Here is a 14,630-nt window from a genome sequence, read left to right as displayed (position 1 = left end):
AGCGCCCCAAAGGGGCGCGGGGCTGTATCGAATTGCGGCCCCGCCGCGTGGGCGCGACCAGCCACGACGGACCCGCAGGCGATCTACCGCCCTTCCCGCAGAGCGCCTAGCGTGACCGGGTGACTGATCAACTGGCGCGAACCAACGGCTCCCCATGGACCCGCCGGAGCTTCCTCCTCGGCACGGCGTCCCTCGCCCTCGTGGCGATCGCGGCCGATCCGGCGGTCGCAGCAGCCGAGCTGCCCGACTTCCCGACGGACGTCACCCCCTACCGCTCCGGCTACCGCAACTGGGTCGGCGAAATCACCGCCGACGGACTCTGGGCCTGCGCGCCGGCCGACCCCGGCCAGGTGGTCGAGGTCGTCAACTGGGCCTGGCGGCACGGCTGGACGGTCCGCGCCCGGGGCTCCGCGCACGGCTGGTCGCCCCTGACGATCACCGACGGTACCGAGTCCGACGCGCCCGTGCTCCTGATCGACACCGCTCCCCATCTCACCGGGCTCGCCCTGGAGTCCACCGGCCCCGCCGCCGTGCGCGCCGGCACCGGGGTCACCCTGGAGGCCCTGCTCACCCACCTTGAGCAGCACGGACTCGGGGTCACGGCAGCGCCCGCGCCCGGCGACCTCACCCTGGGCGGCGCGCTCGCTGTCGACGCGCACGGCACCGCCGTACCGGCCGACGGAGAGACCAGGCAGCCCGGACACACGTACGGCTCGCTCAGCAACCTCGTGCTGTCGCTGACGGCGGTCGTGTGGGACGAGGACGCCGGCGCCTATGTCCTGCGGACGTTCGACCGCGACGAGGCGGACTGCGCGGCGCTGCTCACCCACCTCGGCCGGTCCCTGGTCGTCGAGGTCGTGCTGCGGGTGGGGAGGAACGCGAACCTGCGCTGCGTCAGCCGTACGGACATCCCGGCGTCCGAGCTGTTCGCGGCGCCCGGTACCGGCTCCGGCGGGCGTACCTTCGCGAGCTTCCTCGACGAGGCCGGGCGGGTGGAGACGATCTGGTTCGCCTTCACCGAGTTCCCGTGGCTGAAGGTGTGGAGCGTCACGCCGACCAGACCGCTCACCTCACGGCGCGTGTGGTCGCCGTACAACTACCCCTTCTCCGACAACGTCCCGACCCTGGTGGCGGACCTCGTCGGGCGGATCCTGGCCGACGGTGCCTGGTATCTGGCGCCGGTGCTCGGCAACGCGCAGCTGGACGTGGCCGCGCTCGGGCTGGTGGCAACGCTGTCGGCGGACATCTGGGGGCCGTCGAAGAACACGCTGCTGTACGTCAAGCCGACGACTCTCCGGGTGACCGCGAACGGCTACGCGGTGCTGACCAGCCGGGACCAAGTGCAGCGCGTGATCGCCGAGTTCACCGCGTTCTACCGGGAGCGCCTCGCCGCGTACGCCGCCCTGGGGCGCTTCCCGGTCAACGGCACCGTCGAGATCCGCGCCACCGGCCTCGACCACCCGGGCGACGCCGACTCGGCCGGTGCCCGGGCCCCGCTGCTGTCCGCGCTGCGGCCCGTCGACGGGCATCCCGAGTGGGACACCGCCGTCTGGCTGGACGTCCTGACGCTGCCCGGGACGCCGTACGCGGAGGCGTTCTTCCGCGAGCTCGAACAGTTCCTGCTCGGGACGTACGACGGCGGGCACGCGCTGACCAGGGTCGAGTGGTCCAAGGGGTGGGGGTACACGGACTCGGCCGGGTGGAGCGACGAGGAGGTCGTCGGTACGGCCGTACCGGCTTCGTTCGGGGACGGCGTGTGGCAGCAGGCCGTCGGGACGCTGGACCGGCTCGACCCGCACCGCGTGTTCGGGAACGCGTTCCTCGACCGGCTGCTGCGCTGAGGCCCGTCAGGGAGTGAGCAGGGCCTGCACGGTGGGGGCGTACCGGTCCACGATGTCGTCGATCGTCGCCTCCCGCAGATGCGTTCCCCGGGCGATGCCGTACATGACGCCCAGGCCGAGCAGCGTGCCGACGGCCAGTTCGGCGCGCAGGCCCGGGTCGGGGCCGGTGAGGCGGCCGGCGAGGCGTTCGCTCACCTGGGTGCGGAAGTTGGCGCGCATGATGTCGCCGCGGTCGCCCTGAAGGGGGGCGAAGACGATCCGCAGGACGGGGTCGGCGCCGCGCTCGGTCTGGCCGGTGAGGAGGAGGCGGACCATGTGGCGGCCGAGGTCGTCGAGGGGGGCGTCCAGCAGGGCTTCGGCGTCCTGTTCGAAGGACATCACGCGGGTGAAGAGGGCGTCCTTGTTGCCGAAGTACTTGAGGATCAACGGCGGGCTGACACCGGCGCGTTCGGCGACCGCCTTGAGGGTGATGTCCGCTTGCGAGTGGCGGGCGAGCAGGTGACGGGCGGCGCGCAGGATGGCGGCCTTGGTCTGCTCCGCGTCCCGGCGCGGGGGCGCCGCCGGGGTCGGTCCGGTGTCGGTGCCGTCGGTGCCGGGATCGGTGTCGGTCGTCGGTGGGGTGTGCACGGCACTCATGCTCCCTCCATCGCCCCGTCCCGGACGCCCTTGGTGCGGCCACGGGCGCGCCGGGTGCCGCCGGTGACCGGGTCGCCGGGGATGGTGAGGGCCGCCGTGCAGGCCAGCAGGGCGACGACGCCGGCCATCCCGAACGCCAGCAGATAGCCGTGCAGGGTGGGCACCGGCGTACCGGCGACCGGGCTGGTGTGGCGTACCAGCACGGCGACGACGGCGGCACTGCACATGGCCTGGCCGATCGTGCGCATCAGGACGTTGACGCCGTTGGCGGAGGCGGTCTGGCCGGGCGGTACGGCCCGCAGGATCAGCGTGGGCAGGGCCGAGTACGCGAAGGTGGTGCCCAGACCGACGACCGAGGCGCCCACGATGATCATCCACAGGTCGCGGCTGTCCGCGATGCGCACGACGTAGCCGAGCGCGATGACGGCCGTGCCGATGACCAGGGTGACGCGCGGCCCGTACTTCGCCGAGAGCCGGGCCGAGACGGGCGAGAACACCAGCATGACGATGCCGCCGGGGAGCAGGACGAGGCCCGTCGCGACGATGGACAGGCCGAGCCCGTACCCGGTGGCCTCGGGCGCCTGCACCAGCTGGGCCGTCACCAGGGAGTTGGAGTAGAAGGCGAACCCGGTCAGCAGGGCGGCGACATGGGACAGTCCGACCCGGGGCCGGGCCACCAGCCGCAGGTCCACCAGAGGCTCCCGGGTGCGCAGTTGCTGCCACCACCACAGCCCGAGCACACCAACAGCTCCGAAGAACAGTCCCAGGACACGCGCGCTGCCCCAGCCCCACTCGCCGCCCTCGACGATCCCGAGGAGCAGACACACCAGCCCGACGGCCAGCCCCAGCGCGCCCACGACGTCGAAGCGCCCCGGCTCCCGGACGGGTGACTCGCGCACCGCCCACCACACGGCGGCCACGCCCGACGCACCGAGGCCGGCGGTCGCCCAGAACATGACGTGCCAGTCCGCGTACTGGACGATCAGCGCGGCGAGCGGCAGCCCCAGGGCTGCGCCGATCCCGACGGTGGCGCTCATCAGCGCGACCGCGCTCCCCGTACGTTCCGGCGGCAGTTCGTCGCGCAGGATGCTGATCGAGAGCGGTACGACGGCGGACGCGGCGCCTTGCAGGGCACGGGCCGTGATGAGCACGCGAATGTCGGACGACAGGGCGCACATCACCGAGCCGACGACCATCAGCCCGAGGCCCGCGATGAGCACCCGCCGCTTGCCGTACATGTCGCCGGCCCGTCCCAGTACCGGGGTGAGGACGGCGCCGGACAGCAGAGTCGCGGTCACCATCCAGGAGACCGCGCCGGGCGAGGAACCGGTCAGCCGGGGCAGGTCGGGCAGGAGCGGGATGACGACGGTCTGCATGACCGCATAGAGCATCCCGCCGAACGCCAGCGCCGGAACGGTCATCCGCTCCCGCAGGCTCCGCGGAGGCGGGGCCGATGGGTCGGATATCGGGACAGGCTGGTCCATCGGTACTCCAGCGGCCGGCCGCTCTGCGCGACAGAAAAATTGGGTGAATGGCGATTCACCATAGCGGTGAATCGCCATTCACCCAATGCCGACTGTCGTGACCAGGCTATTTGCCGGAGACCTCGGCCTCTTCGCGGGTACGGGAGGCCAGCACCCGGGTCTGCGCGGTGCGGGCGAGCTTCGGCCCGAGCCAGCGCTTGAACCGGCGCAGCGCTTCGAGGCGCCCCGCCGCCCGGTCGATGCCGTAGTACAGCTGGGGCGGCACATAGGGCAGCAGCGGCGAGTGGCGCTGGCCGAGCAGGGCGAACATGCGGGCCGGGGGCAGCCGGATGTAGCGCGGCAGGTTCTCGTACCACTGGGCGCTGTAGCGGGCCGCGCTCTGGATGGAGAGCAGTTCCGACTTGCGCTGCTCCTCGTAGGCGGTGAGGGCCGCGGGGAGTTCGGGGTGCGTGCGGAGGGCGTCGGCCAGGGCGATGGCGTCCTCCAGGGCGAGGGTGGTGCCGGCGCCGATGGAGTAGTGCGTGGTGTGGGCGGCGTCGCCGAGCAGGACGAGGTTGCCGTGGTGCCAGGTGCGGTTGGTGAGGGTGCGGAAGTTGAGCCACTGGGCGGCGCCGTCGGCGGCGGAACGGCCGATCAGGGGGTGCCCGTCCAGCACGTCGGCGAAGAGCTTCTCCAGCTGGGCCAGGCCGTCGGCCTCGTTCGCCCGGTCAAGGCCGAGGCCGCTCCAGGTCTCGGGGGAGCACTCGACGACGCAGGTGCTGTGGTCCTGGCCGTAGCCGTAGCCGTAGCACCAGATCCAGCCGTGCTCCGTCTCCTTGAAGGCGAAGGTGAAGGCGTCGAAGACCTTGGTGGTGCCTAGCCAGATGTACCGGTTGCGCCCAGCCCGCAGGCCAGCGCCGAAGTGTTCGGTGTGCTGTTCGCGCAGCGCGCTGTTGACGCCGTCTGCGGCCACGACGAGGTCGGCGTCGGCCAGTTCGGCGGCGTCGGTGATCCCGTGCTCGAACTCCAGCCGGACGCCCAGCTGTCGGGCCCGGTCGGCGAGGATGTCGAGGAGCTTGTGGCGGCCGATGCCGAAGCCCTCGTCGCCCGGGTGCCGGGTCGCGCTGTCGCCCACGTGGGCGACCCCGTGGTCCCAGGTCACCGAGGCGTCGGCGATGGCCCGCGCGGACTCGGGGTCGTGCTCGTGGAGCTTGTCGAGCAGTCCGCGCCAGTAGGTGACGCCCCAGCCGTAGGTCGAGCCCGCCGGGTCGCGCTCGTACACGGTGATGTCGTGGGACGGGTCCTGCTGCTTCAGCAGGATCGAGAGATACAGGCCGGCGGGCCCGGCTCCGACACAGGCGACCTTCACGCACACCCCTAGCGATTACAGAAGGTGGTCAGTTCGCGTCGGAGAGTAGCAGTAGGTGGGCGCGTGGATGGATTTCTGCTGCGGGTCCATGGGGGCTGGTCGCGCAGTTCCCCGCGCCCCTGGGAGGCTGCCCCTGCGGGGCACCTCAGAGCGCTTCGGCCGTGCGGCACTCCGGGTGGCCCCAGCCCTGGGGGTTCTTGGCGATCGTCTCGCCTGCCGCGTAGGCCCGTCCGCAGGCGCAGCGGCCGGGGAACTTCGCCTTGAGGGTGCGGTTGGTGGAGGAGTTGGCGCTGCGCGGCCGGGACGTCTTCTTGGGCGTCGAGCGTGGGGTGTCGGGCGAGGCCGGGGGTTCCGGGGAACCGAGGTCGCTGCCCGCCGACTGCTGCACGATCGCGGCCTGGCTGGCGGCGCGGTCGGCGAAGTCGTTGAGCTTGTCGCCGTCGACCTGGTGGGCCGGCACGTAGCGGAACTCGACCGAGCGGCCGTCGAGCAGCTCGTCGATACGGACGACGAGTTCCTGGTTGGCGACGGGCTTGCCGGCGGCCGTCTTCCAGCCCTTGCGCTTCCAGCCGGGCAGCCAGGTGGTGACGGCCTTCATCGCGTACTGGGAGTCCATGCGGATCTCCAGCGGTACGTCCGGGGCGACGGCCGACAGCAGCCGTTCCAGCGCGGTGAGTTCGGCGACGTTGTTGGTGGCTCTGCCGAGCGGCCCGGCCTCCCAGCGAGTGGGGCTCTCCGAGCCGTCGGCCACCACCCAGGCCCAGCCCGCAGGTCCCGGATTTCCCTTCGAGGCCCCGTCGCAGGCGGCCACCACTCGTTCACGCATGCGCTCGATCATGCCATGCGTGAACCGGGCCCCCGCCCGCCCTTACCGGTGTCTCCCTCAGCCCACGTCCGCCGACTTGGGCATCTCACCGGCCGTCGTCGTCACGTCGATGATCGAGAAGTTGGCACCCTGCGGATCGCTCAGCGCGGCGAACCGGCCGAACGGGCTGTCCAAGGGCCCGAAGCGCAGCACGCCGCCGAGCTTGGTGGCCGTGGCGACGGCGTCGTCGCAGTTGCCGACGCTGAAGTAGACGTTGATGTACGGCGGCATCTCGGGCGGGAAGTCGTCCGTCATCTTCATCCGGCCGAGGACGGTGTTCTCGCCCAGGTCGTACATCCGGAAGTCCATGGCGTCGTCCTGCATCTGCTTCGCCGAGTAGCCGAAGACGGCCGGGAAGAAGGTGTCCGACTTCTCGGTCTCGCGCGTGAAGACCTCGGCCCAGCAGTAGGCGCCGGCCTGTTCCGGTCCCGCTTCGAAGCCTTCGTGGGTCCCGGCCTGCCAGACGCCGAAGACGACGCCGCCGGGGTCGCGGGCCAGGCACATGGTGCCGAACTCGCCCACCTGCATCGGCTCCATCAGCAGCTCGCCGCCGTTTTCACGGATCTTGGAGGCGGTGGCGGCGGCGTCCGGCGTGGCGAGATACAGACACCACGCGGACTGCCCTTCCTGCCCGGGCATGGGCGGGACGACGGCGGCGACCGCCTTGCCGTCGGCGTAGGCCTGCGTGTAGTTGCCGTGCTCCGACGACGACTCGCCGAAGGTCCAGCCCAGCACCTCGCCGTAGAAGCTCTTGGCTCCCTCGACATCGCTGAACATCGCATCGGCCCAACAGGGCGTTCCCTCAGGTTGCACGGCCATGGCTCCGGCCTCTCCGGTCTAGTCGATCGAGTCGGGTGGGTCCGATTCCTCACGCTAGTCAGGCTTCGTCCAGGACGCGCGTCGAGAGGCCTGACCTGTTACAGACGGAGGGAGAAGCGCCCCAAAGGGGCGCGGGGAACTGCGCGACAAGCCCCCACCAACCCGCAGCCAAAACACACACCCGCAGTCTGATAATTTCATCGGCGCTTGCCTCCTCTCCTACCCCAGGTGTCCAGATGTCCGCAGCACGGGTGCGCCGCCCCGCACTGCGGCATGCCCGCGGCAGCGCCCCGCCCCTGCTGAGCATCCTGCTCCTGGTCCTCGCGACATTCGCCTTCTCCTGCGCCGGCTCCCTGTCCGCGCCGGACACCGGAGGGCCGACGTCGACGTCCGCACACGCCGCGCACGTCACCGACCGAGACCCCTGCCAGGAGAGCCCCCACCACGGCTGTCACACCCCCGGTCACCTCGGCGTCCTCAACCACGCCCCTTTCATCGGCGCGGACCGGGCCGCCACCCGCGACCAGCTGAGCACCACCCCCGCCCGCCTCCCGCTGAGCCCGTCGCGGACCCCGGGCGGAGCCCGTCCCCCCGATCTCCACGAGCTGCAACTGCTCCGGGTCTAGACCGTGCCCGATCCGTTCGGCCACGACCACGACCATCACCGGAGAAGGACATCCCATGGGTACATCCAATGCCAAGGCGAAGACCGCGGCCCGCCGCGCCCACATGGAAGAGCTGCGCAAGGCCGAGCAGGCCCGTGAGCGCCGTATGCGTCTGATCACGCTCGGTGCGACCGCCGTCATCCTCGTCGGCCTGGCCGGCGGCGGCTGGTATCTCGTCGACTCCGCCCAGGAGAAGGAAGAAGCGAAGGCCGCGCCGATATCGGGCGTGAAGAGCTGGTCCAAGCTCACCCAGAACCACGTCGACACGGCCGTCACCTACAAGATGAGCCCGCCCGTCGGCGGCGACCACAACCAGGTGTGGGTGAACTGCGACCGGCAGGTCTACACGAAGGCGGTCCCCGACGAGAACGCCGTGCACGCCCTCGAACACGGCGCCGTCTGGATCACGTACACCGACAAGGCGGCCAAGGCGGACGTCGAGACCCTCTCCGAGAAGGTGACCAACACGTCGTACACCTTCATGAGTCCGTACGAGGACCAGTCGTCGCCGATCGTGCTGAGCGCCTGGGAGCACCAGCTCAAGGTGGACAAGGCCTCGGACCCGAGGGTCACGAAGTTCCTCGACAAGTACGTCCAGGGTGAGCAGACCCCCGAGCCCGGTGCCGCGTGCACCAACGGCATGACGCCGTGAACTGAGCGCCGGACGCGGGGCGTTCACATCGGACGTCCCCGCGTCGGCGCCCCGGTCCGCTCAGGCGGACGGTCGAAGCTCCGTCCCGATCAGCCGGTTGAGGTGCCTGCGGGCGTCCTGGGTGCTCAACGGGGGTGCCTGGCGCAGCCGTTGCAGGGCCAGGCCGTCGGCGAGGGCGGCGAAGCGGACGGTGAAGCCGTCGAGGTCGTCGCAGGTGAACTCCCCGTCGGCGACGGCTCGTTCGGCCAGTGCGCGGATCTGGCTGTGCCAGGCGTCGTAGCGCTGGGCCTGGCCGCGCGCGAAGGCCTCGTCGGTGACGCCCCGTTCGACCAGGGAGCCCGCGTTCCAGTAGTCGAACCACATTCGCCAGTGCCGGTCGGTGTCCTCGGTGAACAGCGCGTCGACGAGCAGCCGCAGCGCCTCGGCCCCGCTGCTCGCCCGCTCGGCGGCCTCGTTGAGCGCCCCGTAGTAGCGCTCGATGTGCAGCACCATCGCCTCGGAGAGGATCTCCTGGACGCTGCCGAAGTGGTAGGTGACGGTGCCGACCGACACCCCGGCCGCGGCGGCGACGTCGCGCACGCCCACCGCCGCGTAGCCGCGCTCCGCTATCAGCGGCACGGCCGCCTCGACGATGAGCCGTCGGCGCACCTCGGTGGGCTGCCGGGTGCGGTCGGCGGCGGCCACGGCACGTCGGGGGGCCTTCGCGGCGGTCCGGGAGGGCTCGGCGGCCGTCATCCCGAGGTCCTCGGGGTGGTGCGGTGCCATGCGCGCTTGGCCACTGTCTCTCCGTTCGCCCGTGCTTCGACGCGACTGTCCATGACGAACTCCGCGGCCGTGGCCCGCAGCTCCGTCCGCGCCATGATCTCAGCGTCCCACTCGTCGCCGCCCGCCCCGCGCCGCAGCCGGATGCGCCACTCGGAGACGGCCCGCGCGGACAGCGGGTCGTCGGAGCGGATGCGGTAGGTCTCTCGCGCGCTCTCCTCGTACCGCAGGCCGTCCGGATAGGTGCGCGAGCCCCCGTAGTTGGGGTCGACCTCCAGGGTCCACTCCCCCTTGGCCACATCGTGCGTGACAAGCCGTTCGGGTGCCGGGTCGGCGGGCCGGTCGTACGTCACGGGCAGCGGCGGGGCCTGCTCGGGCTCCTCGAACACGATCGCCTGCGCCTCGCCCGATGTCTCCCGCACCGGCAGGAGTACGGCACTGTCGCCCGGTACGACGCGCAGCTCGCCGCGTTCGCCGTGCGGCCACACCCACGGCCAGTAGGCGTCGGAGACGGCCACCCGGACGCGATGGCCGGGCGGGAAGGCGTAGCCGATGCCGTTCAGCTCGAACTCGACGTCCTCGTGCGTCCCCGGGTTCCACTCCACGGCCTTGTCCCGACCGTGCCTGCTCAGCAGGTTGAGCACCCCGCGCGTGACGAGCGTCGACGACCCGTCGGGGGCGACGTCGCACAGCCGGGCGATCACATGGGCGCGCGGGGTCGCGCTGTCGAGGCGCAGCCGGACACGCGGGCGCCCGAGGATCTCGACCCGTTCCTCCAGCACCGGCGAGTCGAAGCACACCGAACGCCCGTCCTCCTCCCGCTGATCGGGCGGCAGATCGCTCGCGTTGCCGAAGGGGAAGAAGCGCCCGGCGTCGAGTCCGGTGTGCTGCGGCGATCGTACGAGGACGGGGGCGCCGCCGGAACCGAGCGGGCGCGTGTCCCACGTGACGTTCGGCAAGGGCCAGTTGCTCTCCCCCACCCACCTGCCCGGCATCTCCTCGTACGAGGTCGCGGGCGGCACCGGGTCGTTGACCCAGGCCCGGAGCAACGGCTCCCGCATGACGCCGGTGTCGATGCCCTTGAGGTGCTGGTCCCACCAGCGCAGGGTCTCCTGGAGGAAGCCGATCGCGGGGCCGGGCGGGAGTCCCCGGTCCGGGTACTGGTGCGACCAGGGACCGATCAGGCCTCGCACCCGGTCTGCGGGCAGGTGTTCCACCAGGCGCAGTACGGCGTCCCGGTACGGGTCGTGCCAGCCGCCGACCGCGAGGACGGCCGCGCCGATGGAGTCGTAGTCCTCGCAGACGCTGCCGTGCTTCCAGTAGTCGTCGCGCTGCTGATGGTCCAGCCAGGTGTGCAGGAAGGGTTCGAGGGCGTCGAGGCGCTCGCACCACATGGGCAGCCAGCGGTCCGTGCCGACGACCGTCGGGTCCGGCGGGCGGGCCGCGAAGGCGAGCATCGTGCCGGCCCAGGCGAGCATGTCGATGCCGAGGACGGCGCCGCCCGTGTAGTGGACGTCGTTGTCGTAGCGGTCGTCGGTCGAGCAGACGGTGACGATCGCCTTCAGCGGTTCCGGGGCGAGGGCGGCTATCTGGAGGGAGTTGAAGCCGCCCCAGGAGATGCCGAACATGCCGACCTTGCCCGTGCACCAGGGCTGTGCGGCAAGCCAGTTGACGACGTCGACGCCGTCCGCGAGTTCCTGCGCGTCGTACTCGTCGCCGGGCATGCCCTCGCTGTCCCCGTGTCCCCGGATGTCGACGCGGACGGAGGCGTAGCCGTGTCCGGCGTACCAGGGGTGGCGCTGGGCGTCGCGCGGGGCCGTCCAGTCGCTCTTGCGGTACGGGAGGTATTCGAGCAGCGCGGGCACCGGGTCCGTGACGGCGTCCACCGGGCGCCAGATGCGGGCGTGCAGGCGGGTCCGGCCGTCCCGGGTGGGGATCCAGACGTCCTCGCGGACGACCTGACGCTCGAACTCCTCGCGGTACTTCACGAAACTCCTTCGGTGACAAGGGCGTCGGCCGTGCGCCAGCGGCGGACCCGGTGTCCGTCGCCGTGCTCGGTCCACTGGTCGTCGGGTTCGGCCGCGTCCTCCCAGTCGAGGTCGCCCGTCCCGCCCTCGACGAACGGGTGGGCGTCGGGGTCGGGTTCGAGGGCGGCGGCCATCAGCTGGCGGGTGTAGGGGTGCCCGGGCGAGGCGAACACCGCGTCCGTCGGGCCCTCTTCGACCACGACCCCGTTCCGCAGCACCACCACCCGGTCCGCGATGCCCCGGACGACTGCCAGGTCGTGGCTGATGAACAGGCAGGCCAACTGGCGTTCCCGGCGCAGGTCGTCGAGGAGGCGCAGGACGTCGGCCTGGACAGAGACGTCGAGGGCGGTGGTGATCTCGTCGGCGATGAGGACGTCGGGCTCGCCCGCCAACGCCCGTGCGATGCCTATGCGTTGGCGCTGGCCGCCGGAGAGCTGGGCGGGCAGCCGGTCGGCCAGGTCGGGGTCGAGCCGGACGTCGGCGATGAGCCCCCGGGCCCGTTCGGCGGCCTGCGGGCGGCTGTCCGCCGTACCGAAGAACCGGAGCGGGCGGCGGATCGCGTCGCCCACCGAGCGGCGGGGGTTGAGGGAGGTGTCCGCGTTCTGGAAGACGAGCTGCACGCGTCGCCGCAGGGACAGCGGACGCCGCCCGGCGGGCCGGGCCAGGTCGCCCGGGTCGGTGTGCCCCGGCTGGTGGGTCATCGTGCCGCCGGACGGGGTGCGCAGCCCCGCGAGGGTCCAGGCGAGCGTCGACTTGCCGCTGCCCGACTCGCCGACGAGGGCGAGGACTTCGCCGCGCCGCACATCGAAGGAGACGCCGTGCACGGCCCGGGCGGAGCCGTAGTCGACGGTGACGTCGACGGCCGAGACGGCGACGGGTGAGTCGTCGGGTACGGGCACCTTCGCGCGCACCTCCCGCTCGCCCGTCTCGCCCACGACCGCGAGCCCGGCGTCGTCGAGGCGCGGCACGCTCGCCAACAGGCGTCTGGTGTACGGGTCTTGGGGCGCCGTGAAGAGCGTGCGCGTGGGCGCCGCCTCCACGACCCGCCCCGAGCGCAGGACGGTGACCTCGTCGGCCATGTGGGCGACGACGCCGAGGTCATGGCTCACCAGGACGGCGGCCAGGCCGAGTTCGTCGCGCAGGGCGGCGATCAGGTCGAGGACACCGCGCTGTGTCACCACGTCGAGGCCGGTCGTCGGCTCGTCGAGGACGAGGACCTTGGGGCGGGCCGCGACGGCCATGGCGATGGCGACGCGCTGCTGCTGGCCGCCGGACAGCTCGTGCGGGTAGCGCCGGGCCAGTTCGGCGGGGCGCGGCAGCCGGACCTGTTCCAGCAGGTCGACGACGGGGACACTGCCGCCCGCCTCCGCGATCTGCCGGCCGATTCGCATGGACGGGGTGAGCGCGTGGCCTGCGTTCTGGCCGACCAGGGCGACGGTGCTGCCCCGCAGCTGCCTCAACTCCCGTGCGGGCAGGGCGAACACGTCCTGGCCGTCCACGACGACCGAACCGCCGGTGATCCGCGACCCGTGTCGCAGATGCCCCAACAGGGTGGCCGCGACAGTGGACTTGCCGCTGCCGGACTCGCCGACGAGGGCCAGCGTCCGCCCCTGGGCGACCTCCAGCGACACCTCGTGCACGACGGGCACGTCACGGCCGCCCGAACGGTAGGCCACGGAGAGGGAGTTCACGGAAACGATCGAGCCGGGCATCAGTTGCCCTCCCTGATCCTGTCGACGCCCCACGCCTTGGACAGGCCGTCGGCCGCGAGGTTGAGCCCGACCACGAGGGTGGCCAGGGCGATGATCGGTGCGAGGCTCGCCATCGGGACGACAGTGATCGCCGTGCGGTTCTCGGCGACCATCAGCCCCCAGTCGGGGGTCGGCGGGTCGGCGCCGAAGCCGAGGAAGGACAGCGAGGAGATCAGCAGGACCACCCAGGAGGCCCGCATCGCGAACTCCACGCACACCACGTCGGTGATGTTCGGCAGGATCTCCCGCCGCAGGATCGCCCAGGTGCCCTCGCCGCGCGCCCGGGCGGCGGTGACGTAGTCGGCGGGTACGACCGCGAGAGCGGCACCGCGCACGACGCGGACGACCTGCGGGACGTACACGACGGCGATGGCCAGGACGATGACCGACGGGCCGGTGCCGAGGGCGGTCACGATGACGAGCAGCGCCAGGACGGACGGCACGGACAGGATCGCGTCCAGCACGCGGCCCAGCACGTCGTCGAACCAGCCGCCGCGCAGTGCCGCCGCACATCCGATGACCGTACCGATGGCGACGGTCAGCAGAGTCGCGGTGACCGAGACACCGAGGGCATAGCGACCGCCGTACAGCACGCGGGCGAGGACGTCCCGGCCGTACTGGTCGGTGCCCGCCCAGTGGCTCCAGCTCGGGCCCAGCAACGCCTCCGAGGAGTCGTTGGCGATGGGGTCGTAGGAGGTGAGGACGGGGGCGAGCAGGGCGATCAGGACGTGTACGGCGACGATCGCGAGGCCGATGACGGCGGTGCGTGAGGTGCGCAGGGTGCGCCAGGCACGGCCGGCCACGGGGGCGAGGGTGAGGGCGGTCATCGGGTCCTCCCGCGCGTACGGAGCTTGGGGTTCAGGGCCATCGCCGCGAGGTCGGCGGCGAGGTTGCAGCACACGTACACGACCGCGCTGACCAGGGCGATGGCCTGGATGACGGGCAGGTCCCGGTTCTGCACGGAGGAGAGCATCAGCTTTCCGATGCCGGGGTAGTTGAAGACGTTCTCGACGACCGCGACCCCGCCCGCGAGCCAGGCGACGTTGAGGGCGATGACGTGCAGGGTGGGCAGCAGTGCGCTCGGCAGGGCGTGCCGGGTGACCACCCGCCAGGTCGACAGACCCTTCAGGCGAGCGGTCGTCACGTACTCGCTCGCCATCACGTCGATCACCGAGGTGCGGGCCATCCGCACGATGTACGCGGCCATGACGATGGCCAGCGCGAGGGCCGGAAGCCATACGGCGGGCAGGAGTTGGCCGACGGTCGCCTCGGGTCCGTACAGCACGACCGCCGGGAACCAGGGCAGTGCGACGGAGAAGCAGAGCACCAGGACGGTCGCGACGACGAACTCGGGGACGCTCATGCCGACCAGGCTGACCGTGGAGATGAGGTGGTCGGGCCAGCGGTCGCGGTACAGGCCGGCGACGATGCCGAGGACGATCGAGCCGGTGACCGCGAACAGGACGGTGATCAGGGCGATCAGCGCCGAGTTGCCGAGGTACAGGGACACTTCGCCGCCGACGGCCTTGCCGGAGACGAGCGAGGTGCCGAAGTCGCCGTGCAGCGCACCGCGTACCCAGTCGAAGTAGCGCTCCCAGGCGGGCTGGTCGAGGCCCAGCTGGGTGCGCAGGGCGGCGACGGCGTCCGGGGTGGCGTCCTTGCCGAGGACCTGGGTGGCGACGTCGCCGGGGAGGGCCTGGACGGCGAGGAAGACCAGGACGGAGGAGAGGAGGAGGGTGCCGAAGGCGGCGACGATCCGGCGGGCGACGAAGGACAGCAT

At 71.7% G+C, this 14,630-nt stretch carries 13 protein-coding genes; 3 read left to right on the top strand and 10 right to left on the bottom strand.

Features of this window, described 5'->3' with window-relative positions:
* The first annotated feature begins 119 nt into the window (after positions 1 to 119).
* On the top strand, positions 120 to 1,841 hold the full coding sequence (locus ACWDR4_RS34950; RefSeq protein ID WP_450414392.1) for a cholesterol oxidase substrate-binding domain-containing protein: 1,722 nt from the start codon (positions 120 to 122) through the stop codon (positions 1,839 to 1,841).
* Positions 1,842 to 1,847: 6 nt separating this feature from the next.
* Here the strand turns inward: ACWDR4_RS34950 and ACWDR4_RS34945 are convergent, their stop codons facing one another.
* The 5 genes from ACWDR4_RS34945 to ACWDR4_RS34925 all read right to left on the bottom strand — a co-directional run bounded on the left by ACWDR4_RS34945 (position 1,848) and on the right by ACWDR4_RS34925 (position 6,993).
* Entirely contained in the window at positions 1,848 to 2,477 is a 630-nt protein-coding gene (locus tag ACWDR4_RS34945; RefSeq protein ID WP_450414391.1) for a TetR/AcrR family transcriptional regulator, read from the bottom strand.
* The gene (locus ACWDR4_RS34940; RefSeq protein ID WP_450414389.1) at positions 2,474 to 3,961 is read right to left on the bottom strand and encodes an MFS transporter; all 1,488 of its coding nucleotides are present in this window, start codon (positions 3,959 to 3,961) and stop codon (positions 2,474 to 2,476) included. Before ACWDR4_RS34940 ends, ACWDR4_RS34945 begins: the two co-directional genes overlap by 4 nt.
* A 106-nt stretch (positions 3,962 to 4,067) precedes the next feature.
* Positions 4,068 to 5,309, bottom strand: coding sequence for an FAD-dependent monooxygenase (locus tag ACWDR4_RS34935; RefSeq protein ID WP_450414388.1), 1,242 nt, complete (start codon positions 5,307 to 5,309; stop codon positions 4,068 to 4,070).
* A gap of 145 nt (positions 5,310 to 5,454) precedes the next feature.
* Entirely contained in the window at positions 5,455 to 6,147 is a 693-nt protein-coding gene (locus ACWDR4_RS34930; protein ID WP_450414387.1) for a ribonuclease H family protein, read from the bottom strand.
* Between the two features lie 45 nt (positions 6,148 to 6,192).
* Positions 6,193 to 6,993, bottom strand: coding sequence for a VOC family protein (locus ACWDR4_RS34925; protein ID WP_450414386.1), 801 nt, complete (start codon positions 6,991 to 6,993; stop codon positions 6,193 to 6,195).
* Between the two features lie 236 nt (positions 6,994 to 7,229).
* On the opposite strand from ACWDR4_RS34925, the gene ACWDR4_RS34920 reads away from it, so the two are divergent.
* Positions 7,230 to 7,619, top strand: coding sequence for a hypothetical protein (locus ACWDR4_RS34920; protein ID WP_450414384.1), 390 nt, complete (start codon positions 7,230 to 7,232; stop codon positions 7,617 to 7,619).
* A 55-nt stretch (positions 7,620 to 7,674) separates the two neighbouring features.
* Positions 7,675 to 8,310, top strand: a complete 636-nt coding sequence (locus tag ACWDR4_RS34915; RefSeq protein ID WP_450414383.1) for a DUF3105 domain-containing protein — start codon at positions 7,675 to 7,677, stop codon at positions 8,308 to 8,310.
* Between the two features lie 60 nt (positions 8,311 to 8,370).
* Here ACWDR4_RS34915 and ACWDR4_RS34910 read toward each other — a convergent pair whose 3' ends face one another.
* From ACWDR4_RS34910 to ACWDR4_RS34890, 5 genes are read right to left on the bottom strand one after another with little or no spacing between them, the layout of a single operon-like run.
* Positions 8,371 to 9,075 carry a TetR/AcrR family transcriptional regulator gene (locus ACWDR4_RS34910; RefSeq protein WP_450414382.1) on the bottom strand — a complete coding sequence of 235 codons (705 nt, stop codon included), beginning with the start codon at positions 9,073 to 9,075 and terminating at the stop codon, positions 8,371 to 8,373.
* On the bottom strand, positions 9,042 to 11,060 hold the full coding sequence (locus ACWDR4_RS34905; protein ID WP_450414381.1) for a CocE/NonD family hydrolase: 2,019 nt from the start codon (positions 11,058 to 11,060) through the stop codon (positions 9,042 to 9,044). The genes ACWDR4_RS34910 and ACWDR4_RS34905 overlap by 34 nt, the downstream gene beginning before the upstream one ends.
* Complete coding sequence (locus ACWDR4_RS34900; protein WP_450414380.1) at positions 11,057 to 12,811, bottom strand: dipeptide ABC transporter ATP-binding protein; 1,755 nt, start codon at positions 12,809 to 12,811, stop codon at positions 11,057 to 11,059. The genes ACWDR4_RS34905 and ACWDR4_RS34900 overlap by 4 nt, the downstream gene beginning before the upstream one ends.
* Positions 12,811 to 13,677: an ABC transporter permease gene (locus tag ACWDR4_RS34895; RefSeq protein ID WP_450414378.1), complete on the bottom strand. Its 867-nt coding sequence runs from the start codon at positions 13,675 to 13,677 to the stop codon at positions 12,811 to 12,813. The genes ACWDR4_RS34900 and ACWDR4_RS34895 overlap by 1 nt, the downstream gene beginning before the upstream one ends.
* The gene (locus ACWDR4_RS34890) at positions 13,674 to 14,630 is read right to left on the bottom strand and encodes an ABC transporter permease (RefSeq protein WP_450414437.1); all 957 of its coding nucleotides are present in this window, start codon (positions 14,628 to 14,630) and stop codon (positions 13,674 to 13,676) included. Before ACWDR4_RS34890 ends, ACWDR4_RS34895 begins: the two co-directional genes overlap by 4 nt.

The organism is Streptomyces sp. NPDC000878 (assembly GCF_053599695.1).
This window is presented reverse-complemented; position numbering and strand designations above follow the sequence as displayed.